The sequence below is a fragment of the Peribacillus sp. YIM B13482 genome (genome assembly GCF_042787975.1).
Classification (GTDB): Bacteria; Bacillota; Bacilli; order Bacillales; family DSM-1321; genus Peribacillus; species Peribacillus simplex_A.
In genome coordinates, this window is record NZ_JBHZPF010000027.1 from 38,485 (window position 1) to 62,211 (window position 23,727).

The 23,727-nt window shown below is 38.7% G+C and carries 21 protein-coding genes and 1 pseudogene; 5 read left to right on the forward strand and 17 right to left on the reverse strand.

The window, feature by feature from the left end:
- Positions 1-63 precede the first annotated feature (63 nt).
- From ACFX4L_RS14285 to ACFX4L_RS14305, 5 genes are all read right to left on the reverse strand, one after another.
- Positions 64-1,479 (reverse strand): amino acid permease, encoded by a 1,416-nt coding sequence (locus ACFX4L_RS14285; RefSeq protein ID WP_284470383.1) that lies wholly within the window; start codon positions 1,477-1,479, stop codon positions 64-66.
- 51 nt (positions 1,480-1,530) lie between these two features.
- A complete protein-coding gene (locus ACFX4L_RS14290) occupies positions 1,531-2,292 on the reverse strand; it encodes a dimethylarginine dimethylaminohydrolase family protein (protein ID WP_377382082.1) in 762 nt (253 codons plus the stop codon).
- Between the two features lie 210 nt (positions 2,293-2,502).
- Positions 2,503-3,693 carry an amidohydrolase gene (locus tag ACFX4L_RS14295; RefSeq protein WP_377382085.1) on the reverse strand — a complete coding sequence of 397 codons (1,191 nt, stop codon included), beginning with the start codon at positions 3,691-3,693 and terminating at the stop codon, positions 2,503-2,505.
- Positions 3,694-4,068: 375 nt separating this feature from the next.
- The gene (locus tag ACFX4L_RS14300; protein ID WP_377382091.1) at positions 4,069-5,685 is read right to left on the reverse strand and encodes a M20/M25/M40 family metallo-hydrolase; all 1,617 of its coding nucleotides are present in this window, start codon (positions 5,683-5,685) and stop codon (positions 4,069-4,071) included.
- Entirely contained in the window at positions 5,682-6,557 is an 876-nt protein-coding gene (locus tag ACFX4L_RS14305; protein WP_284472037.1) for a dimethylarginine dimethylaminohydrolase family protein, read from the reverse strand. Before ACFX4L_RS14305 ends, ACFX4L_RS14300 begins: the two co-directional genes overlap by 4 nt.
- A gap of 177 nt (positions 6,558-6,734) precedes the next feature.
- On the opposite strand from ACFX4L_RS14305, the gene ACFX4L_RS14310 reads away from it, so the two are divergent.
- Complete coding sequence (locus ACFX4L_RS14310; RefSeq protein ID WP_377382094.1) at positions 6,735-7,475, forward strand: IclR family transcriptional regulator; 741 nt, start codon at positions 6,735-6,737, stop codon at positions 7,473-7,475.
- 75 nt (positions 7,476-7,550) lie between these two features.
- Here the strand turns inward: ACFX4L_RS14310 and ACFX4L_RS14315 are convergent, their stop codons facing one another.
- The 7 genes from ACFX4L_RS14315 to ACFX4L_RS14345 all read right to left on the reverse strand — a co-directional run bounded on the left by ACFX4L_RS14315 (position 7,551) and on the right by ACFX4L_RS14345 (position 13,171).
- Positions 7,551-7,799, reverse strand: a complete 249-nt coding sequence (locus tag ACFX4L_RS14315) for a biotin/lipoyl attachment domain-containing protein (RefSeq protein ID WP_089363481.1) — start codon at positions 7,797-7,799, stop codon at positions 7,551-7,553.
- 17 nt (positions 7,800-7,816) lie between these two features.
- Positions 7,817-8,107 carry an SAV0927 family protein gene (locus tag ACFX4L_RS14320; RefSeq protein WP_061463788.1) on the reverse strand — a complete coding sequence of 97 codons (291 nt, stop codon included), beginning with the start codon at positions 8,105-8,107 and terminating at the stop codon, positions 7,817-7,819.
- A 34-nt stretch (positions 8,108-8,141) separates the two neighbouring features.
- A complete protein-coding gene (locus ACFX4L_RS14325; protein WP_284470378.1) occupies positions 8,142-9,401 on the reverse strand; it encodes a Glu/Leu/Phe/Val family dehydrogenase in 1,260 nt (419 codons plus the stop codon).
- A gap of 552 nt (positions 9,402-9,953) precedes the next feature.
- A complete protein-coding gene (locus tag ACFX4L_RS14330) occupies positions 9,954-10,655 on the reverse strand; it encodes an N-acetylmannosamine-6-phosphate 2-epimerase (RefSeq protein WP_377382099.1) in 702 nt (233 codons plus the stop codon).
- Positions 10,656-10,664: 9 nt separating this feature from the next.
- A complete protein-coding gene (locus tag ACFX4L_RS14335) occupies positions 10,665-12,251 on the reverse strand; it encodes a PTS system mannose/fructose/sorbose family transporter subunit IID (RefSeq protein ID WP_284470376.1) in 1,587 nt (528 codons plus the stop codon).
- 39 nt (positions 12,252-12,290) lie between these two features.
- Positions 12,291-12,761 carry a PTS sugar transporter subunit IIB gene (locus tag ACFX4L_RS14340; protein WP_377382103.1) on the reverse strand — a complete coding sequence of 157 codons (471 nt, stop codon included), beginning with the start codon at positions 12,759-12,761 and terminating at the stop codon, positions 12,291-12,293.
- Positions 12,761-13,171, reverse strand: coding sequence for a PTS sugar transporter subunit IIA (locus tag ACFX4L_RS14345; RefSeq protein ID WP_377382106.1), 411 nt, complete (start codon positions 13,169-13,171; stop codon positions 12,761-12,763). The genes ACFX4L_RS14340 and ACFX4L_RS14345 overlap by 1 nt, the downstream gene beginning before the upstream one ends.
- 222 nt (positions 13,172-13,393) lie before the next feature.
- Here ACFX4L_RS14345 and ACFX4L_RS14350 point away from each other — a divergent pair, with 222 nt between their 5' ends.
- Positions 13,394-14,245, forward strand: a complete 852-nt coding sequence (locus ACFX4L_RS14350; RefSeq protein WP_061463794.1) for a MurR/RpiR family transcriptional regulator — start codon at positions 13,394-13,396, stop codon at positions 14,243-14,245.
- A gap of 369 nt (positions 14,246-14,614) precedes the next feature.
- Here ACFX4L_RS14350 and ACFX4L_RS14355 read toward each other — a convergent pair.
- Positions 14,615-15,377 (reverse strand): annotated as a pseudogene (locus ACFX4L_RS14355) (transposase).
- A 308-nt stretch (positions 15,378-15,685) separates the two neighbouring features.
- Positions 15,686-17,032, reverse strand: coding sequence for an APC family permease (locus ACFX4L_RS14360; protein ID WP_377405504.1), 1,347 nt, complete (start codon positions 17,030-17,032; stop codon positions 15,686-15,688).
- Positions 17,033-17,453: 421 nt separating this feature from the next.
- On the opposite strand from ACFX4L_RS14360, the gene speB reads away from it, so the two are divergent.
- Positions 17,454-18,422, forward strand: a complete 969-nt coding sequence (speB, locus tag ACFX4L_RS14365) for an agmatinase (protein WP_377405506.1) — start codon at positions 17,454-17,456, stop codon at positions 18,420-18,422.
- A gap of 297 nt (positions 18,423-18,719) precedes the next feature.
- Here the strand turns inward: speB and ACFX4L_RS14370 are convergent, their stop codons facing one another.
- Entirely contained in the window at positions 18,720-19,784 is a 1,065-nt protein-coding gene (locus ACFX4L_RS14370) for a M14 family zinc carboxypeptidase (RefSeq protein ID WP_377405508.1), read from the reverse strand.
- A gap of 923 nt (positions 19,785-20,707) precedes the next feature.
- Here ACFX4L_RS14370 and ACFX4L_RS14375 point away from each other — a divergent pair.
- The gene (locus ACFX4L_RS14375) at positions 20,708-21,289 is read left to right on the forward strand and encodes a DUF2238 domain-containing protein (protein ID WP_377405510.1); all 582 of its coding nucleotides are present in this window, start codon (positions 20,708-20,710) and stop codon (positions 21,287-21,289) included.
- Positions 21,290-21,293: 4 nt separating this feature from the next.
- Positions 21,294-21,869, forward strand: a complete 576-nt coding sequence (locus ACFX4L_RS14380) for a DUF2238 domain-containing protein (protein WP_061463799.1) — start codon at positions 21,294-21,296, stop codon at positions 21,867-21,869.
- A gap of 157 nt (positions 21,870-22,026) precedes the next feature.
- Here the strand turns inward: ACFX4L_RS14380 and ACFX4L_RS14385 are convergent, their stop codons facing one another.
- Positions 22,027-22,497 (reverse strand): hypothetical protein, encoded by a 471-nt coding sequence (locus ACFX4L_RS14385; protein WP_377382124.1) that lies wholly within the window; start codon positions 22,495-22,497, stop codon positions 22,027-22,029.
- Positions 22,487-22,867, reverse strand: coding sequence for a hypothetical protein (locus ACFX4L_RS14390; protein WP_250211678.1), 381 nt, complete (start codon positions 22,865-22,867; stop codon positions 22,487-22,489). Before ACFX4L_RS14390 ends, ACFX4L_RS14385 begins: the two co-directional genes overlap by 11 nt.
- Between the last annotated feature and the right edge of the window lie 860 nt (positions 22,868-23,727).

The window sequence follows — 23,727 nt, forward strand, 5'->3', positions numbered from 1 at the left end:
GGTCAACCAGTAAAATAAACTGGCTAACCTTTTAATACGAACGGGCAATCTTATAGAACTTTATTACAATATTTTTTCATTTTCAAAGTTAGTGTTTGACTCTACTTTCTTAGCCAATTTAAATTTATAGAATAATATACAGGCTACCAAAAATCCTATTCCATAAATCAGTCCAACTCGTTGAGTAGGATCAAAGGCAAGGAATACTAGAATCAGCAAGCAAAAGCCTAGACAAAATAATGGGACAAATGGATAAAAAGGCACTTTGTATTGTAATTCTTCCATTTTCCCACCTGCTTTTATAAATTTCCTTCGAAACATGTATTGCGATAAAGCAATTCCCATCCATGAGATTGTGACGGATATCCCCGCGATTGACATGAGTATCACGAACACGGTATCAGCAGCAATGAAACTGGTTAATAACGATAGAAGTGAAAAAGAAATGGTAAATAGAAGGGCATTCAATGGCACTTTCCTATTGGACAAAACACCAAATATCTTAGGTGCCATTCCATCATGGGCCATCGACCAAAGCAAGCGTGTAGATGCATAAAGACATGAATTCCCCACAGAAAGAATAGCCGTTAAAATAATGAAATTCATGATGCCTGCTGCATAAGGAACCCCCGCTATCTTCATCAAAGTTACAAAGGGACTTTCCAATAAGCCTAATTCAGAAGAAGGGAATATGGCAGAAAGGATAATAATGGACGCAATGTAAAAAACAATGATTCTAAAAAGTACATTTCGAATGGCTTTAGGTATGTTCTCTTCAGGTTTTTCACTTTCCCCTGCTGCTATTCCTATCAGTTCAGAGCCTTGATAAGAAAAAATTACATTCATCATTGTCACAAAGATAATTGTAATGCCCCCTGCTGGGAAAAGACCAGAAGGAGCTAGATTCTCAAAGAATGGGGTTGGACGATCAGATAAAGAGACAAAACCAAAGATGCCAGCGATGCCAATCACGATAAACAAAATTACTGCAACGATTTTTATTCCGGCAAACCAATATTCCGCCTCTGCAAAACCTCTTGTCGTTAATGCATTCAATGTAAATAAAAGCACAATGAACACAGCACACCAAATCCAGGTGGGACTATGGGGGAACCATTGTTTCATCAATATTCCTGCTGCCGTAAACTCAACTCCTGCAGTTGCGGCTGAACCGACGAAATACATCCATCCTAGCGAAAAACCAGCGGAAGGCCCAATATATTCGGCAGCATATTTTTGGAATGAACCTGTTACCGGCATATGAACGGCTAGCTCGCCAAGACAGACCATCACCATATACAAAATAAGACCGCCGGCAAGATAACCAAGCAGGGCCCCTCCGGCCCCCGCTTGGTTAATTGTATATCCAGCATTTAAAAAAAGCCCTGTACCAATAACGCCGCCAAGCGAGAGCATAAATAAATGGCGTCTTTTCATTGAGCGTTGCAGCTGATCATTATTTTCCAGTCCATACCCCATAAAATCACGTCCTTATCTTATCTATTAGCCTAGTTCTTCTCGCAAACCATCTTAGAACCTCAATGAGAGACAACTAAGGCCGCCATCTTGTTTTTGAAATTCTGACATTTCCACTTCAATCACTGTGTATCCCAACTCTTCAATTTTTTTCTTTGTTCCTTCAAATCCTTTCGGGACAATAACGCAGTCGTTCATTCGGACGCAGTTACCCGAATATCCTTCTTCCTGTTTTACGGTTATTTGATTGAAGCCAGAAAAAGCCTCGTGATTAATGAATTCTCCAGCCACTAATAAATTATTGTCTCCAAGGTAATTGACACCCGTTTTTAAATGAAAGAATTCCTTAAGGGGAATGATGGACGTATCATAACCATACTTACCCATAATATCTTTGAATTGCAGAGCACCTGCTTCATTTGTTCTAGTTGATAGGCCAACATAGAAGTGATCTTCAACTTGCATGATATCTCCGCCATCTAACATACCTGGAGATTGAATATATTCGATTGTGTCATAAAAGTCCTTTAAAACTTCTTTCATTTCATCAATCTCACCATTCCGGCTTTCTGCACCAGGATTGGTTACAAGGGCACATTTTGGCGTCAACACGGCAGTATCTTCTACAAACGTAGAATCAGGGTATCTTTCATCCGTTTCGAGAACGGTTACTTTCACACCGCAGCGTTTTAATGCTTCTACATAAGCCTCGTGCTGTACAAGCGCTTTTTCATAATCCGGGTTTCCTAAATCCGATGTTGTTAAGCCATTTACAAAGCTTTTTCCAATCTTCCTTACAATCGCGTGTTTAAACATATATATTCCTCCTAAATAGGTAGCTTATCTTTTTAAAATGTGGGAAATTAATAGTTTCAACTCCCCTGCTTTAAATGAAATTTCTGTTCCCTTTTACTGTTCAATATTCCTGAAGCGTATCCCTTAAGAAATATAGGTATGAGAAGGAGAAGAGACAACCGAAAGCCTCTCTTAAACTATTACGGGTGTCTCTTATTTGCCCATGCTTTCTCAGTTATTTTGATGACTGCATAATTTATCCGCTATCCCTACAAAATATCTTACTCCATACTCTAAAGCCTTCTCATCGATTTTAAATTTAGGATGGTGTAAAGGATATGCTTTTCCAAACTCGTTATTATGGACGCCTATGAATTGCATGGAAGAGGGGACGATTTCGGAAAAAGCTGAAAAATCTTCTGTCCCAAACATAGGATCGTCAACATGGATGATATGATTTTTTTCAAACATACCTTCCATGACCGTTCTAGAAATATCAACAGCAGCTTTATCATTTACTACGGCTGGATATCCTAAATACCAAGTAATTTCACAATTTGCCCCATGCGCTTCTGAAATCCCCTTAACAATTTGCTCTAGATACTCCCTTGCTTTCACTCGGCTTTCAGAGTCTAAGGAACGAATGGTACCACCGATTTCTGCATATTCAGGAATGACATTGAGCGCACTTCCAGAATGGAACTGAGTGACTGAAATGACTGGTGTCCTAAGAGCTGAAATTTTTCTGGAAACGATATGTTGAATATTCGTCGTAATTTCTGCACCAATGATTAGCGGATCTACCGTTAATTCCGGAGTCGACGCATGACCGCCCTGACCAATGATTTTAATTTCAAAATCATCAGCTGCTGCACAGAATACCCCTTCCCTTATACATATTGTTCCTGTTCGTTCATAAGGAGTAACATGCAGTGCAAATGCATAATCTACTCCTTCCACAACCCCTTTTTTAACCAATTCCTGAGCTCCCCCTGGCAGAACCTCCTCGGCATGTTGGAAAATAAACCTGATTTCTCCACTAATCCCTTCTTTTTTTCCAGAAAGGACTTTTGCCGCACCTAATAACATCGCAGCATGTGCATCATGTCCGCACGCATGCATAATTCCAGGATTTTTTGATTTAAATTCAATTTCTGCTTCTTCTTCGATCGGAAGTGCATCAATATCCGCACGAAAGATGATCGTATTCGATTTTCCGGCAGATTTTTTAGCTCCTTTGAGAACCGCTAAAACGCTCGTTTCGGTTGGTCTTGTCACTTCTAATCCTGAAAAGGTTTTTAATTTCTTGTAGATGTATTCAGAAGTCTGGTGCTCCTGATATGAGAGCTCCGGATTTTCGTGAAAATGACGTCTCCATGAAATCACTTCACCCACAACTGTCTCCTGTTTTGACTTCATCATGATTGCCTCCTCCCTATTAATTTAGTGCCAATATTCAGACTTCTCGAACCTTTAAAAAGGGCCATACTGTATGCTTTGAGCAATGATCAAAAAGATAATCGCTACCGCAATCTGAATCAAAAGATAGGGCCTGCAGGTAAGATGTAGGTTAAAACTGTCACTATTACAATTACGATGAACATTAAGACAAAAGGATTTATCCCTTTTTCCGGTAACTCCGTTAGTTGGTTAAGTGGCTTTTTTTTTTGATTAAGCGGCTCGGAAGTGATTTGACCTTCAGGCTGGTTATTTTCATAATAGGCCCCCAGTTAAAGTTTAATACTTTATGAGCTGATATCTTCTGGTTTTTCCTGCAGAGGTGCAGGATCCCTTCTTTCACTTTTCAACCAAACACTTAAACATACTCTTTATTAACCTCTCCAGCATAACTGGCGTATGGACGAAGGCGCTATCGATGTGAAGGCGCTCAGTACGCTGGTGTGCATCCTTGCCGAACGGACCCACATTTAGTACAGGTGCCTGAAGTTTTTGCATATCAGCAAAAGGGATGCTGTAAGTATCGCCCCAGACTGGTGTATTTTTTTCAAAAGCCGTCCAGCCATCAGACTCATCACTATATTGAACATAGCTTAAATCGCAAAGGCCATTAAAATAATGAATTTGGCTGACTTCTTCATCAAGCATGCTGGCAGTTTCCTTCATTAATTTCACAGATTCCATAATGAGCGGATCAGCGGACGTATTTACGGCTGGATAATATGGCGGTGCGAACAGCAATACAATGGCGGGTGAAAGCTCCTGACATTGTATCATCAATTTTTCGGCGATCCGCACTGATTTTTCCCGCTCATCCAAATCCATGTTTTCTTTAACATCACTCTTTATTTGCTCAACAAAACTCACGCCAAATTTGCCCTTGGCATATGAAAGTAACTTTTCGTAGCGCAATACTTTCACTTCGCCCACACCTTCGATTTGTTCACGCAGACAAAGCTCTTTATAGGATTCATTGCATTTCATCGCTGCTTCGTTTGCAACTTGCTCGAATAGATCCATTACTTCTGCAGCTGTTCTTTTCATAATGAACACATTATAAAGCGCGGCTGCCCGATAAGGTGTCTGTGTTGAATATTGCAGTTTTAGATCTTTTTGCTGAAGCGATACGGGTAAAGGTGTTTCCTCGCCAAGATCACTTTCCAGAAAAAGAGTGTTCCACTCCATGAGCTGCGTGAGGAACGAGGCTATATAGTTAGCCGTCATGCCCTTTAATGGCTCACCCACATGAGTTTCTTTCCCATAAAAAAGGGCAGCCGGCATGATTTTCCCCAAAGTTCCGGAATAAATATAATGTCTATTATCACCCGGTTTCTGTGAAAAGGACGGTTCACTATTAAAAAACATTTTATAGGATAGATCATATTTATCACGTAAAGTCACAAGTTCTTTAACCGCAGCCCTCATTCCCGCAGAATTCACTTCCTCATCAGGGACCGTTAACAGCAGGAGATTGATCGGCCATTGTTCACTGCTTGCCTTTTCGATGATAGCCATATGAAGGGCAAGCCCCATTTTCATATCCATCGTTCCTCTACCAAACAGGTACTTTCCCGATTCAAGATCAATGCGCGCTTCTTCCGGTAGTTCATCTTTCCTGTCATGAAGTTTTTTCGTGAGCTCCTCCGGTTGAAAAGCGAGAGTCTCAAGATCACCATATTCTTCAGTATGAACCGTATCAAAGTGGCTAATTAATACAACGGTCTCCTTTGCTGCAGGATGTTTATAAAAGGCAGTGACAAAATTTCTCCCTAAATCAGCTTCATGAAGTGATAAGTGCTCCGGATTCCTTTTAAAATAATCAAGCTCCCTCAATTTATCTTGCAGCTTATACGGAAACATCCGTTCCCCTAATGTAAGAGTACGGCTCTCCCAGCTAACAAGTTCACATAACAAGGTACGGAGCGTTTCTGGAGTACCCCATAGTAATTGACTCATTCCAATCCCCCTTCAATATTTGTACGAACCACCGGACAGGTTAAACAGGTTGGACCGCCAGTGCCTTTGTAACTGATTTCTGTCCCTTTATATTCATAAACTGTCGCTCCTTCATCAAGAAGCTTTTGCTTTGTGTAAGCGTTACCAGAAGAAATCACACAAACCCGCGGAGCAATGGCAAGCACATTGCAGCCTAAGTTCACATACTCATCATCCGGCACTTCGATAAGCTGAATGCCTCGTTCAATAAGCAGTTTTCTGAAAAAGACTGGCATAAGCCGAGAATGAACTACCGCTAAATCATGGTCGATCATGCTGATGAAAGACATAAGGTGGAGACACTCTGCCTCACCTTGATCATGCGGAAGCTGAACTACGATGAATTCATCCACTAGATGAGTGGTCATTTCTTTTAATTGCCGAATGGCTTCAGCGTTTGTACGATAACCATGTCCGACAACAAGCGTCTTATCATCAAGCCAAATGATATCACCGCCATCCGCGACCGCTTCACCCGTTAAATACCCAATAATCGGGATGTTCTTTTCTAGACAATATTCCTTATATACATCAGCTTCAGGCTGCCTCAATTCTTTTCCGGACTTTAAAATAATCGCTCCTTGGCTTGTGAATTTGACCGGGTCATGGGCATATAAGGAGTCAATGCCGACTAGCGAAGATGCTGGCAAATAATCGATGTTTGGAACATATTTCTCCAAAATGGAAATAAAGTCACCATACTCTGTTAGGGCTTCGTTGAAATCTGGCTCTTCCGCAAAGTTGAAGTTCTGCCATGCTTGGCTTAAATGCTCTTGACTAATAAAAGCTTCTTTCGGATGTTTTACAATGACACGTTCCAATGGTTTGAACATAGACGAACAAAATGTCACTGCCTCCCCCTCCTTTTTCCGCCCATCGGAAAACGTTTCCGCTAATAGGAATTTTTTCTTTTATTATAAAATTAAATTTGGTATAATGTCAATATGTTTTAAATATTCAAATAAATCGAAGTTTTATTCAACTTGTAATGAAAGATAGGTGGTTTGTTTATGCAATCGATTGACCGTGCCATGAACGTTATAAAAGTGCTAGTTTCCAATTCATCGGAAAACTGGCTATCAATTACGGAACTTTCTCAAGAATGTGAGCTTCCTGTCAGTTCCATGCATCGATTATTAAAAGCAATGTCCAAGCATGGATTAATTCAACAGGATGGACAATCTAAACAATATGGTTTAGGGAATATTTGGCTCGAAAATGGTTTGCGTATGTATGACAAAATGGATTACATCAGTCAAATTAGGCCTGAACTAGAAAGGCTGATGAACAAAGTGGAGGAAAGCGTGTATCTTAGCCAGCCAATCGGTATGGAGTCACTCGTTATCGAACGAATCGACAGTGAAAAAAGCCAAATCCGGGTTTATGACCAGCTTGGCTCACGAGTACCTATGCATATTGGAGCTGCAAATAAAGTGATGCTCGCCTATATGCCATATAATCAAGCTAAAAAAATCGTAGATGCTCTTTTGCCTATTCAAGAAAGAGCATCTTTTTGGGATATATTGCAAGAGACTAAAAAGAAGGGATATGGAATCAGTCACAGCGAACGGACAGAAGGAACATGCTCTGTAGCCGTTCCGATACTGAACCATTTTGGGGAAGTGCACGGGGCAGTGAGCATTGGTTTTGTGAGCTTTAACCTGACAGAGGATAGACTTGAGTTCCTCATTGAGAATGTGATGGAAACTGGCAATCGGGTTTCGTCAAAATTGGGATATAGGGGTCAATGAATAAAGGTGCTGCGGAGGATAAACGGATAAGCGGAAAAAGAAGATGAATCATTTCATCTTCTTTTTCGTTTTAAATTAATCGCTGCCTGTCACGAATGAATCTTCTTTAAAATAGGCGAGGACCTCTCCAGCCACAACTGGTTCCCCCTCCATTACCTCCAATGACTCCACCTCTCCGCTGACACCAATATCAATGATTTCCACACCTCCATCTGCCTTCTTTATCTGAAATAACGGTTCCCATTCGTAGAATCTGGAATTTTTGGATATTGAAATTTTTTCAACCGAGCCATCACAAGGGCTAAGAATCACATCAACGTACATTTACATCATTCCTTCCTTCAGTATTCTTCAAAATGAAATGGAGATTGTAGAACTAACTTGAGAAAGTCTTGGAAGTCCGGTATATCTTCTTGTTCAATTCCAAGGGTCGGAGCCCAGTACTGATCTAAATTAATATCATTGGCACACAACAGGATCATTCTTCCGCTTTGAATGGAAGTCACCATTGCTTTACCTAAAAATTGGGCCGAATATACAATGGTCACATCATATCTATAATCTTGTGACAATAAGCAATAATGATGAATGGCTTGGTTTTCTTTATTTTCGGATAGAATATCAAAATTCAAAGGATAGCCTCCTTTCTTGTAAGCCCCAATTCCATTAGAACCTGACCCACCCCCGAAGCCGGGATGCTTCTGCTGTTTTGCGAATCCCTTCGATATATGCAGCTACTTTCATGTTCACGGAATATTTTTGGGAAGTATGATAGACATTCAAAAAGCTGGCTGTTATCTTTTCCTTCAATCGTTCATCCACAAGCTCTTCCGTCCAGTAATAACCTTGGTTGTTCTGGCACCATTCAAAATACGAGACTATCACCCCTCCTGAATTCGCCAAAATGTCCGGGACTAGCACTATGCCTTTTTCATCGAGAATCTTGATTGCTTCTTTTGTTGTCGGCCCATTTGCTGCTTCGATCACAATTTCACATTTTAATCGTTTTGCATTATCTTTATTTATCACCCCGCTAATAGCTGCGGGAATCAGCACATCACACTCTTTTTCCAATAATTCTTGATTGGATAATGTATCTTTGTATAAATTCGAAATGACCCCAAAAGAGTCCCTGTTCTCCAAAAGGTAAGCAACGTCTAAGCCATTCGGGTCATATAAACCTCCAAGCTCATCTGCTATACCGACAACCTTAGCCCCCATTTCATATAAATACATAGCTAAATGACTGCCGACATTCCCGAAACCCTGAATGATTACCCGCATGCCTTCAATCGGAATCCCCTTTAAATCACTTATCATTTGAAGTGTATATAATACTCCCTTGGAAGTAGCCTTTTCCCTGCCCTTCGATCCACCTAATGTGAGTGGTTTCCCTGTAATAAAGCCGGGTGAATCGAATTCCCTGATGTGATCGTATTCATCTAGCATCCAGGCCATGATTTGAGAATTCGTATACATATCCGGAGCCGGAATATCCTTTGTAGGCCCCACTATTTGACTGACCGCCCTGACATACCCTCGGCTTAATCGTTCTAGCTCTGATGAACTCATCTGTCTGGGATCACACACAATGCCACCCTTTGCCCCTCCATATGGGAGATCCGTTATTCCGCATTTCAAACTCATCCAACCCGCCAATGCCTTAACTTCTTCAGGAGTGACATCCGGGTGAAAACGAATCCCCCCTTTCGTTGGACCGGCAGCATCATTATGTTGGGCCCGATATCCTTGAAACATCCTTGTCTCCCCAGTATCCATTTGAATAGGAATACAGACTTCCAGAAAACGCATTGGTGCTTTTAAAAAATCAAAAACCAGATCTGGATAGTCCAAAACTTGAATGGCTTCTTTTAAAATATCCTGGAATTCTTGCAGTGGATTATCCAATTGACGTTTTTCAATCATCTTAATTTCCCCTGTCATTTTGCACCTCACTTTTATTCTTATAACTTTATTAAGCAATTTTCATGCCAGCTTTGAGGATATAGTGTGTATAGCAATAGACCGCCATTTGCAATCATCAACACCACACATTCAATCATTAAGCATATGTATTAATTCATAAGCAATTCAGGTTTGCATATGTAAAAAATGATGATTAAATACCTAAAGGAATTTCATTAAATGGAAAAACTTCCTTTTGAGCTTTTTTTGTTTCTCATGTTAAAAACTGATCCCAAAATACTCTATCATTATCTATACCTCATTCCTGATGATCACAATTTAAGAAAAATCCATACACGTCGATTTCTCCTTATTCCAACAAAACCCAAAAGAGCACCCGATAAATGTAAAAACATTCATTGGGTGCTCTTTTTTTGCTTATCCTGATAAAGAGTCGTTGATTTTTATGTAGCAGATGCCAGGCGATGGTACCGACTAATCAAAAGGCAGTCAGTCAGGAACCGACTGTTAAACTTAAAAGATAAATACTCAAAATATATTATATTGAAACTTCTATTTTTCAGCCAACAGGTTTAACTCATCTACAAACCTTTTTGTGATAATTTCAGGGCGAGTAATGGCCGTTCCTACCACGACAGCAAAAGCACCACTTTCAATAGCTTTTCTAGCATGATCTTTAGTATGAATATGCCCTTCAGCGATGATGGGGATTTTTAAGGCAGAAGAGAGTTTTCGAATAAGGTCATAATCAACCTCCTTCACGTATTTTGTTTCCTCTGTATACCCACACAATGTGGTTGCTACTATATCAGCACCGAATTTTTCTGCGATTAGTCCCTCTTCAAAAGTCGCACAATCTGCCATCACTAAAATATTTGGATGCTCACTATGGATTTTTCCTATGATACTTTCTAGCGTTTCTCCATGAGGGCGCTTTCGTTGAGTCCCATCTAAAGCTACTATAGACGCTCCAGCCTCAATGATGCTTGTTGCACTTTCATAGGTAGGAGTAATATAAACTTCACATTCTTCTATCCATTGTTTGTGAATACCTAATACAGGCAATTTTGTTACCTTTTTTATTGCTTTAATATTTTCAGGCCCGGTAGCCCTAATACCAACGGCGCCTCCTTTTTCTGCAGCCTTGCTTAATGCGCCCATGATATCCGCCCCGTACATCGGCCATCCCATTCTAGCCTGGCACGACACTATCAATCCATTCTTAATGGCTTCCAATACGTTTTTTTCATCCATAATTACCACCTAAAGAATTCCTAAGAATTTACCAGCTAATCCTATAATAAAGGAAAGTAAGATTAACCAGTAGATAGCCTTTTGATATTTAAACAATGCCCATAAGAAACCAAGTGTTAAGAGGAGGGGCAAAAGCCCAGGTAAGATTGAATCAAGAAGTTCTTGCAAATTTATTTCTTTGCCTCCAAAGTTCCATTTAGCAGCCACGCTTACTTTAACAAAATTAACTACCATAGATCCTGTTACCATTAATCCTACGATGGTAGCTCCCTGAACAAACTTATTTAGAATATCAGAGTCTTTCATTTTTAGAATTAGGCTTATCCCAAACTGGTACCCATAGACAATGCCGTAGTAACGAGAGAAAATATTTAGCAAGACGTTTGGTACGATAAATATAATGGGTCCAAGTAAATTTCCATCCAACGCCAAACCAGCGCCGATTGCTGCAAAAATAGTCATAAAAGTTGCTTTAAAAACAGAATCACCAATTCCAGAGAGTGGTCCCATCAATGCGGCTTTCGTAGAAGAAATTGTTTCTGAGGTGATAGGGTTTCCTAGCGCACGTTGTTCTTCGAGTGCAAGAGCAACACCTATGATGGCATTAGAAGTATAGGGATGGCAGTTAAAAAACTCATTATGACGAACAACTGATTCTTTTAAATCCTGATTATTTGGATAGAGTTTTTTGAGTGCCGGCAATATCGCATAGCAGAATCCTAAACTGCCATAACGCTCATAATTTATAGACGTCATACTGAAGAAAGAACGTAAGAATGTTTTTATTAAATCTTTCCTTGTCAGGATCGTCGTTTTAGCTTCACTCTGTCGGGAGGAATGACGGGAAATTTCACTATCATTTCCTTTCGTTCCCACTGCTGAAATGCTAATCGCGATTCCAAGACCCAACAAGGCTATTGAAAGTACATTCTGTTCCAAGTAGACTGCCAGAACAAATCCAATTAGGAAAAATGACCAAAACTTCTTGAGGTTCATCATTTTTAGGAGCATGGCCATCCCTATTGCAGGTAGAATTCCTGCAGTAAGCTTTAATCCTTCCATAAACCAAGAAGGCATTAAGTCTACAAGATTATTTACAAATCCACTACCAAAATAAATGGCTAAAAAAGTGGGAATGAACATAACTGTAAAAAAAACGATTATTCCAGAAAGGTGTAGCCGTTCTGCCCTTTTTAGATTAAGTTCCTGTAAAGCATTGTCTGCCCGATGCACTAGATAAATATTAAAATTCCAAGCTAGCATGATTAAAAGTTGCGCTAAAATACCGATTGGTAATGCCAGTGCAATTCCAACTTCAGGCTTACCCCCAGCGCTAATCGCAAATATAGTCCCTATTAGACCAGCAATTTGTGCATTAGGAGGAACACTGCCTCCAATCGGTAACACACCCATAAACATCAATTCCACACTGGCCCCTACAATTAATCCGGTTTGTAGGTCTCCCATTATTAGCCCCAATAATGGCCCAGCAAAAATGGGACGGCTAATCATCCAATATCCATACCCATAATTTTCGGTCATGAGAACTGCAACAAAACCACTTAACAAAATCGCTGATATTAATTCAATTTCCACTTTTCCTCCTCCTTTTAACTTTGACTACCTTTTCGACTTCTAAATCTTGGTAAATAAATTAATAGATTTATCATTAGGCGAGGTCCTGATTTCACAAGGGATTCCGTGATCTCTAATCTTGAGAAAAACAGCTTTATCTTCTTCATCCATAAAGACGGTTTTACTAATTTCCTGTTTTCCTTCTTTATAGTACATGCCACCTACATTTATTGAAGGTAGAATGATCCCTTTTTCAATGAGAGATAAAAGGACTCGAGGGCTTTTTACTACGATAAATGTTTTTTCCAGATTTGACTGCTCATCTAAATATTCCACTGCATCTTCGACAGATAGGATAGCATGTCTTTTTCCTGAAGGGACTGCCATGCTAAGTAACAAAAGTTGTGTTGGGTCGTTTGCGACGCCATCATCAATTACAATAAATTCTGTGACTTGATAAGCAACACTCCATGAATAAGCAACTTGCCCATGTATAAGGCGTTCATCGATACGGGTTACAACGATGCTCATTACAATTCCTCCTTAATATTTATGGGGTTAACTGTAGAGTTTATATAGCAAATACTCCGGGAAGTATTATCCAAAAGCTCTTTGGGACTTACAGGTGAAAGGCAAGATTCAATAACTAAACCTAAATGGAAACCAGCGATTACTTGTACCCGGCTATTTTTCAACACTTGAAGTGTAGCTGCATTGCATGGGGTTCCCCCCTTAATATCTGCCAGAATGATTATTTCTTTGTACCGATCCAACAATTGATTGACTGCTGCTTCTAGTTCTCTTGAAAATGAATCTAACGTTACTTGGTCACCCATACTCAATGCAAAGAGTTGCTGCTGTATCCCTGCTATAAGCTCTACACTTTCTTTCATAGTCGAAGCTAAATTCCCATGACTTACAAGTAAAATGGCCCGATTCAAACTATCCCCTCCTGATAACAGAATTTTTTGAATGTTTTCATAGACTTATCTTATTAAAAAAGAATTAATAAATCAAGGTTTAATTGAAAAAATAAGAAATAAAATTTCATAATTGGTATTTTTTTTTGCTAAATGTGCAAAAAACATTTCATTTATGATATATAATGAAACAATAAGAAGTTTTCATGCAGTTATTAAAATCTTTAATAAAGGGGACATACTATGAGCTCAACTTTATTACAAAAAATCAAAGAAAAAGCCGATTCCTTATCACGTGCTGAACGGCAAGTAGCCAAATATATATTGGATCATGCAGATTTGGTGCAAACTTACACGATTCAAGAAATATCAATCAACGCTAATGTTTCCCAAGCCAGTGTTGTCCGTTTTTGTAAAAGAATGGGTATAGAAAGTTTTAAAACCTTTCAACATACATTGGTGAAAGAAATGAGTTCAAATAATGCCAACATTAATGATCTTTCTTTATTACGGGAAAATGATACTCCATATCAGCTTTTCCAAAAAGTAACAATGAGCAATAAATTTGCTTTAGACTCTTTAGGACAAACTCTGAACAAAAAAGAGTTTGAAAAAGCAGTAGAATGCTTAAGCCAGGCAAAAAAAATTGCTTTTTTTGGTGTCGGGGGCTCCTCTACAGCTGCATTAGATGCCAGTAATAAATTTGCTAAACTTGGCGTTACTACAGGAATGAACACTGACTTTCATACAGTGATTTCCTATGTTTCCAATTTCACATCAGAAGATGCATTAGTCCTTTTTTCCACATCCGGAAAAACTAAAGATGTATTGGAGATGGCTTCATATGCAAAAAAGATAAACGTACCAGTATTGGCAATAACCGCTTATACAAAGTCTCCTTTATTGAAAATAGCTAGTATTCAACTTTGTTTTCCTGACATCGAACATGATCACCGAATCGGCAGTATAGCATCTAGAATCTTGCAACTTAACATGGTTGATGCTCTTTTCTTAAGTGTTTTTCATCGAATCGATAAACAAACCATAGATAATTATCAAAAAGCACGTGAAGAGATTCTTCGTCTTAGAAGATAGCCAGGACAAACTCATCCTTGTATTGCTAACTTTAGAACGTCATGTAAACAAGAATATTTAGTCGTCCGACATTATCCCTATCTATCACCCTACTAATATTTGGTGACCGCTTTGAACACTATTGCTGGTTGTTACTAGCCGCTGCAATCATGGTTAAAGAATACACTCTTCCAGACATATGAATTCATTCATAAGCATCCATTTGCATATGGAAAAAATAAATACAAATAGTAAAAAAACGCATCCTTTTTAGGATGCGTCAGTTTGTCGACAAAAGGGGTTCGGAATTAAAACATTCCGAACCCCTTTTGAAATTCCCTTTGAATTTTGCTCAATATTAAGGAATTGGGTCTCTACGGGCCCGCTATGTTAGGTCATTTTCTTTACATTCATGGCACCGAAAGTGAGTATCGCCTGCATTGACAATTTTTAAGTCCCCTTAAAGTAGTCCAACGCATGCCGTGCTTTTCTTTTGCATCTGCGAAAACACGCTCAATCGTTTCTTTACGTTTCGCATAGATAGGTTTTACATCTTGATGATGATGCAGATGATCTGCTTCTTCCATATAATCTTGCCAATATGACGTGTCACTACTTTTTGATGGTCGTTACTTTCGGTACACTTTGATAAAAATGGACATGTCACACAAATGTGTTTTGGTGATTTTTACTCGCGATGCCCTCTTTATTCGTCGTGGAGTATTTAAAAACCTCGCCCGATGGGCAAAGGTGTAACAATCAAAATGTTCATCGTAAACATAGTCATGTTTGCGGAAGAATCCTTCTTTTGTTCGAGGATGTATACGGTAAAGCCGATGTTATTTTATGACCAACGACTTCAAGAAGAAATAAATCAAGACCGTGAAAACCATAATAAAAAAACCTTTTCCACTGGATAAACTTAATAAGGAAGAATACCGATTGTATATTGAATGAATGTCAGTTTAAATAAAATAACTGGATCAATACTTGGGCGTCCTACCTCTGAATACATATCTTTCGCCATGTCATATAGGATTGAGAAGTCAATGGCGGCCTCCACTTTTCGGACCAAATGGTTCGGTGGCACCAGTTGATCTAACGTAATCATTTCAAGTTGATCTCGCTGAATAGAATCATGTTTAGAAAGCATCCTCATCACCTCAAGTTTTAATACTTCTATTTTAAAACAAAAATGACTCCAGGCAAAAGTGTTTATCTAAAAGGCAAGACAAAGTTGATTGGAGCGGGTGTTCGAGACTCCAGCGGGAAAAGCGCGTCTAGGGGAGACCCCGCAGGCGAAAGCCGAGGAGGCTCCCCGACCGCCCGCGGAAAGCGAGTGCCTGGAATGGAAATCAACGTCCAAATTGTACAAGCCATAAAAATAGACAAACTCGATTTTCATCGGGTTTGTCTACAGTCTGACGCATCCTTTTTAGGATGCGTTTTTCCCTGCGAGCCTCATAGTTGAATCTCTTCAACTTGATATTGAGGCGGGGCCGTTCGGAATGCCTTTGTGATATATAATAAATAACAAAAACCAATAATAAACCACCCTGACCCCATTATTAGTGAACTTGTCTCAAGATTGATCCAGAGAATGCCAATTGATATAGCTCCGATTAAAGGCATAATTAAGTAATTGATAAATCCCTTTATAGTACGATGCTTTTTTTCCCGGATGATAAAATGGCTGACCACTGACAGATTTACAAAGGTAAATGCCATTAATGCACCAAAGTTGATCAGTGATGCAGCTGTGACTAGATCAAAGAATAAAGCCGACAATGAAATGACTCCAACTATGAGAACATTAATGGCTGGCGTTTTCCACTTAGGGTGAATAAACCCAAACCATTTTTCCGGAAACACTTTATCACGACCCATGACATACAAAAGTCGTGAAACGCTGGCATGTGATGCTAGTCCTGATGCTAGCGTATTGACGATAGTCGTGCACAGAAAAATGGATTGGAATAGCTTTCCACCTACATAAAGGGCGATTTCCGGTAACGCAGCATCAGGTTCTTTAAAACGCGATATATCCGGAAAAAAGAGCTGAATAAAGAAAGAAGAGGTAATGAAGATGATTCCACCCCAAAGTGCAGTTAAAAATATCGCTTTTGGAATCGTTTTTTTCGGATTTGGCGTCTCCTCAGATAGTGTCGTTACCGCATCAAACCCCAAAAAGGAAAAACAAAGAATCGTGGCTCCGGTTATAATAGCCGAATAGTCCATTCCTTCATTTATGAAAGGCTTTATTGTAAACACTTCCCCTGTACCTTCTCCATTGTGCAAACCTTTGATAACAAGAATGATGAACACTGCCATGATGGCAATCTGAATTAAAACAAAAAGAGCATTAAAGTTTGCAAGTACATTAACGCTGCGGAGATTGAGAATGGTGACAATTGCTACGAATAATACTACCCATAGCCATGATGGAACTTCTGGAAATAAAGCAGTGAGATAAATTTTGGTCAACAATGCATTTACCATAGGTAAAAATAAATAGTCTAACAACGAAGACCAGCCTACCAGGAATCCTAAATGTCGGTTAATGGCCTTTTGAGTATAAGTATAGGCAGAACCTGCAGCGGGAAAAACCTTTACTAGTTTTCCATAGCTTGCAGCTGTAAAAAGCATCCCTACCAACGCGACGATATAAGCAGTCGGCACATGGCCCCCCGTAATCCCAGATACAATGCCAAATGTATCAAATACGACCATGGGTGTCATATAAGCTAACCCCATCATAACAATTTGCCATAATTTCAGCGTTCTTTTCAATGTTACCTCATTTTCCACCTATCATTCCTCCTTGAAACCGTTTTCAAATTGTAGGATCAATATTTTTTAAATTGATAAATTTCAATGCCTCCCTCTTTATAAAAATTTCAACTGTATACCTTAATGCAAGTTTTGTGCCATCTGATTTCGGTTTACTTCGATAAATGAATTACGCTAGAAATGTTTTTTATTCCTGCATTCTTACCAGCATTGGATTGATTTATAGGAATAAAAGTCGTTCAGCATCTTATAATTGGCGATTCAATTTCCCATAAATTATTCGCACTTGCATATTCCATTCAAATGATATCTGGTTAGAAGCCACAAAAAACCACTTACTGTGACTTGGCATGATAATTGCATAATTAATCATCCATAGGAATTCATTTATATGAGTTTCAAAACTATTATCGTTATAAGAAAATGGAGGAATAGAAAAATGAAATATCCTTTATCCCCTGATGTTAAACCAGAGTTTTGTACCACCGGTTCATTTATGCGCTTACCATCTTCAAGAGAAAATGCCAAATTGGCAGTGGTAGGTATGCCTTTTGATACAGCTGCTTCATTCAGGGTAGGAGCTCGGTTTGCTCCACAGGCAGTACGTCAGGCATCCATGACCTTGTTTCCTTACCATCCCATTCACAAGGTGTACCCGTTTGATGAATGTAATGCAATTGATATTGGGGATGTTTCGGTGATTCCCCATAATATACACCGAAGCTATGAATTAATTGAAGGGGCTCTGTCAGACTTGATGGAAACCGGGATCATTCCAATTGGCATCGGAGGGGATCATTCAGTAACCTTGGCTAATCTAAGGGCTGCCGCAAAAATACACGGTCCTGTTGCACTTCTCCATTTTGATTCACATACAGATACCTGGGATACTTATTACGATGAGAAATATTGGCATGGTTCCCCTTTTATCCGTGCATATGAGGAAGGGTTGCTCCAAACGGATAAAGTTTTCCAAATTGGAATCAGAGGTACCCTCAATCATCCAGGAGATATAGATTCCAGTACGGATCTAGGCTACAACGTGATAACTACACCCCAGCTCAAGGAAAGAGGAATCGAAGATGTCGTGAAGGAAGTCAAGAAAACCATTGGGGATACACCTTGTTTCTTGAGCTTTGATATTGATTTTGTTGATCCATCCTGTGCCCCTGGTACTGGCACCCTTGAAGTCGGCGGCCTAAATAGCTTTGAAACTCTAGAGATGATACGTTCTCTGAAAGGATTCAACTTTATTGGATTCGACCTGGTGGAAGTCCTCCCGCCATATGATCCAACACAAATCACATCACTATTGGCAGCCACCATCATCCATGACTTTGCCAGTTTAGTAGCCTTAAAAATAAAAGAAGAACAAAAAAAGGAGAATTCACCCCAAAGTAGTTTATAGGATGGTTATCTATAGGAGGGAAAGATCCAAGCTAAACAATAACAAAATGGGTCCCATATACAAAAGGCACCTGCTTTTAGTGAAAGCAGATGCCTTTTGTATATTTATATGCTATTTTCCCTGTAAATAATTTTATATCAACTGGTGAACAATTTAGTCTCCCGAATAAATCCTTGTTCACGCTTCTATCTGTGTTGGAAAATTTCGAACTTCATTCTGTTTCCGATTTATTAGGAATAGCAAAAAAGGGAATGAAAAAAACACATCCCATTAGAAAGAATGGGATGTGCCACCATATTATTCGTCTGATTCTCCACCGGAACGATTCGATTGTGTTGGTAGGGTGTCCCAAAAGCCTGCATCGACCGTTTCAATTGAATGATCGGCAATAGCTCTAACAGCTGCATCCAAAGTGGTGACTGTTTGCTTTATTAGATAGCCATTACTTTTTTGTCCAAGTGCAACTGTCTCGACATTGTGGTCAGACATCCCCCGCATCTCAAAGAGTAAAGTTGCAATATCATAACGAACAGCCGCACCATTACGACCTATATTTTCTCCTGAACCGCCATCATATTTACCAATATGGCCCCAACCAGTAGGTTCAATTGAGTTATATACAACAGCACCCAGCTTTTTTGAAGCTCCTAGCACTTCAGGCTTTACGTTTGCGTTTGTAGGATAAAGTATTGAACCTGAAACAAGTTCACCATCTGTTTCGCTTAGCGTCCCTTGATGATGTAAATCTATCATGTAATCTATATCGTATTTTGCAAATACATTTTCGTGTAAAGCTTTTACCTCGACTTGCATTTGATTGGTTTTTTTATCATGCTCCCGGTTTAAGTCGACCCCGTTTGCATTTGCTCGGGTTAGATGTCGATCACCTTTTGCCAAATAGTCATCAAGAGAGAAATTAACATCTCCCATTGCCCCATCTGCGTTTAACATAGGAATGATAAGGATGTTAACATTTTCCAATACCCCTTTAGTCTTATTCGTTCCTAAATGTTTAATGAATTCCAGTGCACCCTCAGTAGTCAGCTGTTCATTTCCATGCTGTTGAGTTAAAAATAGTATAGTTGGGTTTTTAGGATTGGAAATATATTTCGCAAGATAAATATCTCTTCCTTTTACCGTTTCCCCGATTACTTCCAATGCCAACCTTTCTTGTTTAGCATCCTGGGTTTTTAGATAACTTACCAAGCTTTCATATGTATGCAGATTTGAAGTTGTCACTTGACCATTTCCAGCACTGGGGCCATTTCCAACCGCTCCGACTGGTAGCGCAACAGCTGTTACAGCGCTTAAAGACATTAAACTAGATAATGAAACTGTTAGAACTTTCTTCTTAAAATTCAAAAAAAAAAACCTCCCTTTTCATTTAATAATCATAAAAATAACTATTACTAATATTCTGACATTTTCAACACTTTGTGTTAATAGTAAAAAATAACTATTCTTCCGAAAAATTTTTCATTTTACACACAATATAACTTGAAAGGACTTCCGGATTGATTTTGGAGCCATCAATTTGATGCCGTATTATGGCTTTTTTTATGAGTTGGGTATCTGCTTAAAACGTGGTCAACTTTTTATAAGGTGCGTGCTTCCTCCCTTTTTTAGATATTATAACTAGGAAAAAGCCAGGAAAACGAGCCCGAATAATGAAAAAGGTAGGATTCTAGAAGAAAGGCCATTCATGTTCAATTTAATTTATCTATGTGAATAACTTGAACATGAATGGCCAAAAATAAGAAGTATTAAGAAGGAAGGAACAAACAAAAAGGTGAATGCCTGATCGTTTCAACATTTAATCCTTTGTATTTAGTTGGAAAGGCTGTTTTACATACCCCTTCTCCTTTAGCTGTAGTAGTTGTTGTCTTGAAAGTAAGGTTGGAAATTTCCTTCATATTACTTACTATTTTTTAAAAATTTCTATCTTAAGCAATATACAAAACATCCAGCTAATTTTGGTAAATCTCACTAAACCTGTTATATTTTCAATGATTTTCTCTTCAAAGTTCACTAAAGGAATAAAGCTTTTTATACCTGATATTGATCGGAGGAATCATTTTAACTCTGGTTATCATTCTGGATATGTTGGTTCTTGGGCCCACTATAAAGAAAGCACTTATGGTAGCAAAGTAATTATAATAATGCGAGTTGGCGGCAAATAAAGATCATCATAAAAATAGGCTGGAAATTCGAAAAAATCCATTTTCACCGTTGCATGTTGGTCGAATACAATAGGATGATCCAATGAATGTTATGAATGAGGTGGGATGTTGAAACATAAAATAATCATTATTCTTAGTTTAGTTTTTGTAGTATTTATGACTGTTTTATTCATCTTTTACCTCATTAAAGATGATTCTTCCCGATGGATGGTAGCTCTTGGGGGTATATTGGTAAGTGCCTTGCCCATTTCATTATTATTTGTTAAACATAATCCCTTTAACATTCCGATCATTATAGGTTTTTATGTTTTTGTTTTCTGTACGACATTTTTAGGGTCAATCGCAAATTTTTATGTGGATTTTAAATGGTGGGACTCTACCCTTCATTTCTACAAGGGCATTTTTATCGGTTTTGTTGGAATTGCTCTCTATAAATTTTTCATCCCTCATGGGGCGCGAAAAGATATTTCAAGTTGGGTCATCTTTCTATTTGTTCTCTCACTTTCAGTCACTGCCACTGTTCTTTGGGAAGTCTATGAGTTCGCAGGAGACCTGACTTTTACTCAAACCATGCAGCGAGGCGGTAATAAAGATACTATGTACGATATGATTTTCGGTCTTACTGGCGGTCTTCTTATCTCCATTTATTCTAGTGTACAAAAAAATCATGATAATTTGCAGAGGTAATCATATGAATCGTAAGTTAGTTATTTCATTTAGTTTGGTCTATGTACTTTTCATGGCAGCTTTATCTATCTTTTACTATACAACCGATGAAACTTTCAAATCTCTTGTTTCGATAGGTGGTGTGGTTTGTGGAGCAATTCCCCTGCTATTGGCCCTATTTACAAAGCTTCAATTCAATCTGCCCATTATCATTTCCTATTTAATCTTCTTGTTCGGTTCACAATATTTAGGATCTATTTTAGGCTGGTATGGACTGGGGTGGTGGGACACATTCTTACATTTTCTAAGTGGTTCCCTTCTTGCTTTTACTGCAATTGCTTTATATGAACGTTTGGTACACAGAAATGCAGGTAATGGGATATCCCCCTGGTTTGTCTTTTTGTTTACCCTCTCTTTCGCAGCACTTGGTGGTGTTATATGGGAAATCTACGAATTTAGTTCTGATCAATTATTCGGAATGACATTACAAGGCGGAGGAAATAAAGATACAATGACAGATTTAATCGCCGATACTGTTGGAGGTCTCATTATTGCAATGTGGGCCGGAGTGCGGACAAAGGTTAAGGTAAGGAAAACATGAAAAAGTTCACATGTTTTAACAATCTTCCATTTCATCTCATCTTAATTGTTAAAGGTTTATGCAAAAATCGGCTAATCAAATCTTAAGTATTGAAATGGTAACATTGAGTTGACTGCATATAAAAACCGACCATCACATGGATGGTCGGTTTTTATGGTCATTTAAATATGATGGATATGATCTTATCCGTCGTCATCTCACTATCTACCACATATGTTCCAGGTCGTAGCCCGTTGGCCTTGCCTTTCTTTTCAACCTCGTCTGAAAACTTATTGGCATTCTTAATGACTTTTGCTTTTTGAAGGGTTTTACCCACATCGATACTTGTCGAGCCTTTAGACACTCTCAGAACTGTACGATATATGACTTTCTCTGTTGGTTCTTTTACATTTTCTTTTTCAGCTTCCGCTTTATCTTTAATCGACTTTGCTTCAGCAATCTCATCTTCCCATTCTTTTTCTGTATGTATGACATACCCTTCAGAAGCCAGAGATTCTTTCATCTCATTTTCTGTTAGTTTCTCTGGAGTGCCCGTCGCTTCACTTGGACCAAAGAAATACACTGCACCGCACAAACCTGCCGCAACAATAAGGCCACCGGCAAAGCTGCGCATTGATTTAGATGTCATTGGCCACATTTCTCCTTTCACTCTTCGTTTTAATGTAAGGAGTAAGCAAGCCTTCTATCTCATTTTCCGTCTGTTTTGTTTTCAGTGCGATGCTTTCAAATGAATAGCCTCGCTTATGTAGGTCGAGTACTTCACGCAACAAGTTCCGCTTTTCGGAAGACATTGCAAGAATGCCTGCCTCTTGCACCGTAATTTCAGCATCTATCTCGATGTTCCTGATTTTTTCCTGTAATACATTCATTTCATTTCCAAAAGTGATAGCAAGCTGTTCCAATTGACTGTCCACTTTTACAGAATCCTTTTTAATAAACGATAAAATGAACAGTAAAACTGCTACACCAAACAAAATGATTAGAGCCCATTCCATCATTCTATGTCCCTCCTTAATAAATTTAAATCTATTATCTCGCTTTCTAATTATATATTGATTTGTTTAAAAACTCGATTTAAAAGTACTAAATACGATAATAGTCACGTAACAAATATAAAAAAGGAATAATTAGCATGTTTTCGGGTTTATCAATAGCTAACACACTCCTTCTCTGTAACTATTATACCATATGAGGACAATATTACCATAAAAAAAGAGCTCGCTATTTAGGGCCAGTTAGGTCAAAATGATGAAGTTTTTTTATAATGTTAGTATTTAGCCCACGCTAACAGCACAATCCTGTCAGAAGGAAAAATTTCCTTTGATAAGTTTAGTGAAATAGGTAGCTTTTAAACTAAGCTTTAAAGGGTGCAAACACTTACAAAAAGGCCAAATAATATTAGCTCTGCTTGCATCAGCTAATCGAGACGAAATTGAACGCGACCATGAATTTGATATTCACCATAATCCAAGTCCTCAGATTGCATTTGGACACGGCAATCATATCTGTCTTGGTGCTCCTCTGTTACTTTAGGTGATAATTTGCACTTATTTTAAGTGCTATTTTGCACGTATATTTACTTTTCATTTTTATTGTGGTTTTTTTATCATCGAAAAAAGACGTATAGAAGGGGGTATCACCAAACCTCGGTATTTTGTACGTTAAGCAAATCCCAGCAAAAAAAGCCGTTTCCTGTACGTTAGGAAATGACTTTCTTTAGTAATCCTTAATGAACTAAAGCATCCGTTAGCATTCCTGTAGATCGTTAAATATCAGGTTTTAAAAAAATAGAGCCCCTCAGTAAGATACGAGTATAGAGACCAATCTAACTCAAAATCTTAAGGAGGAAGCCCTACTA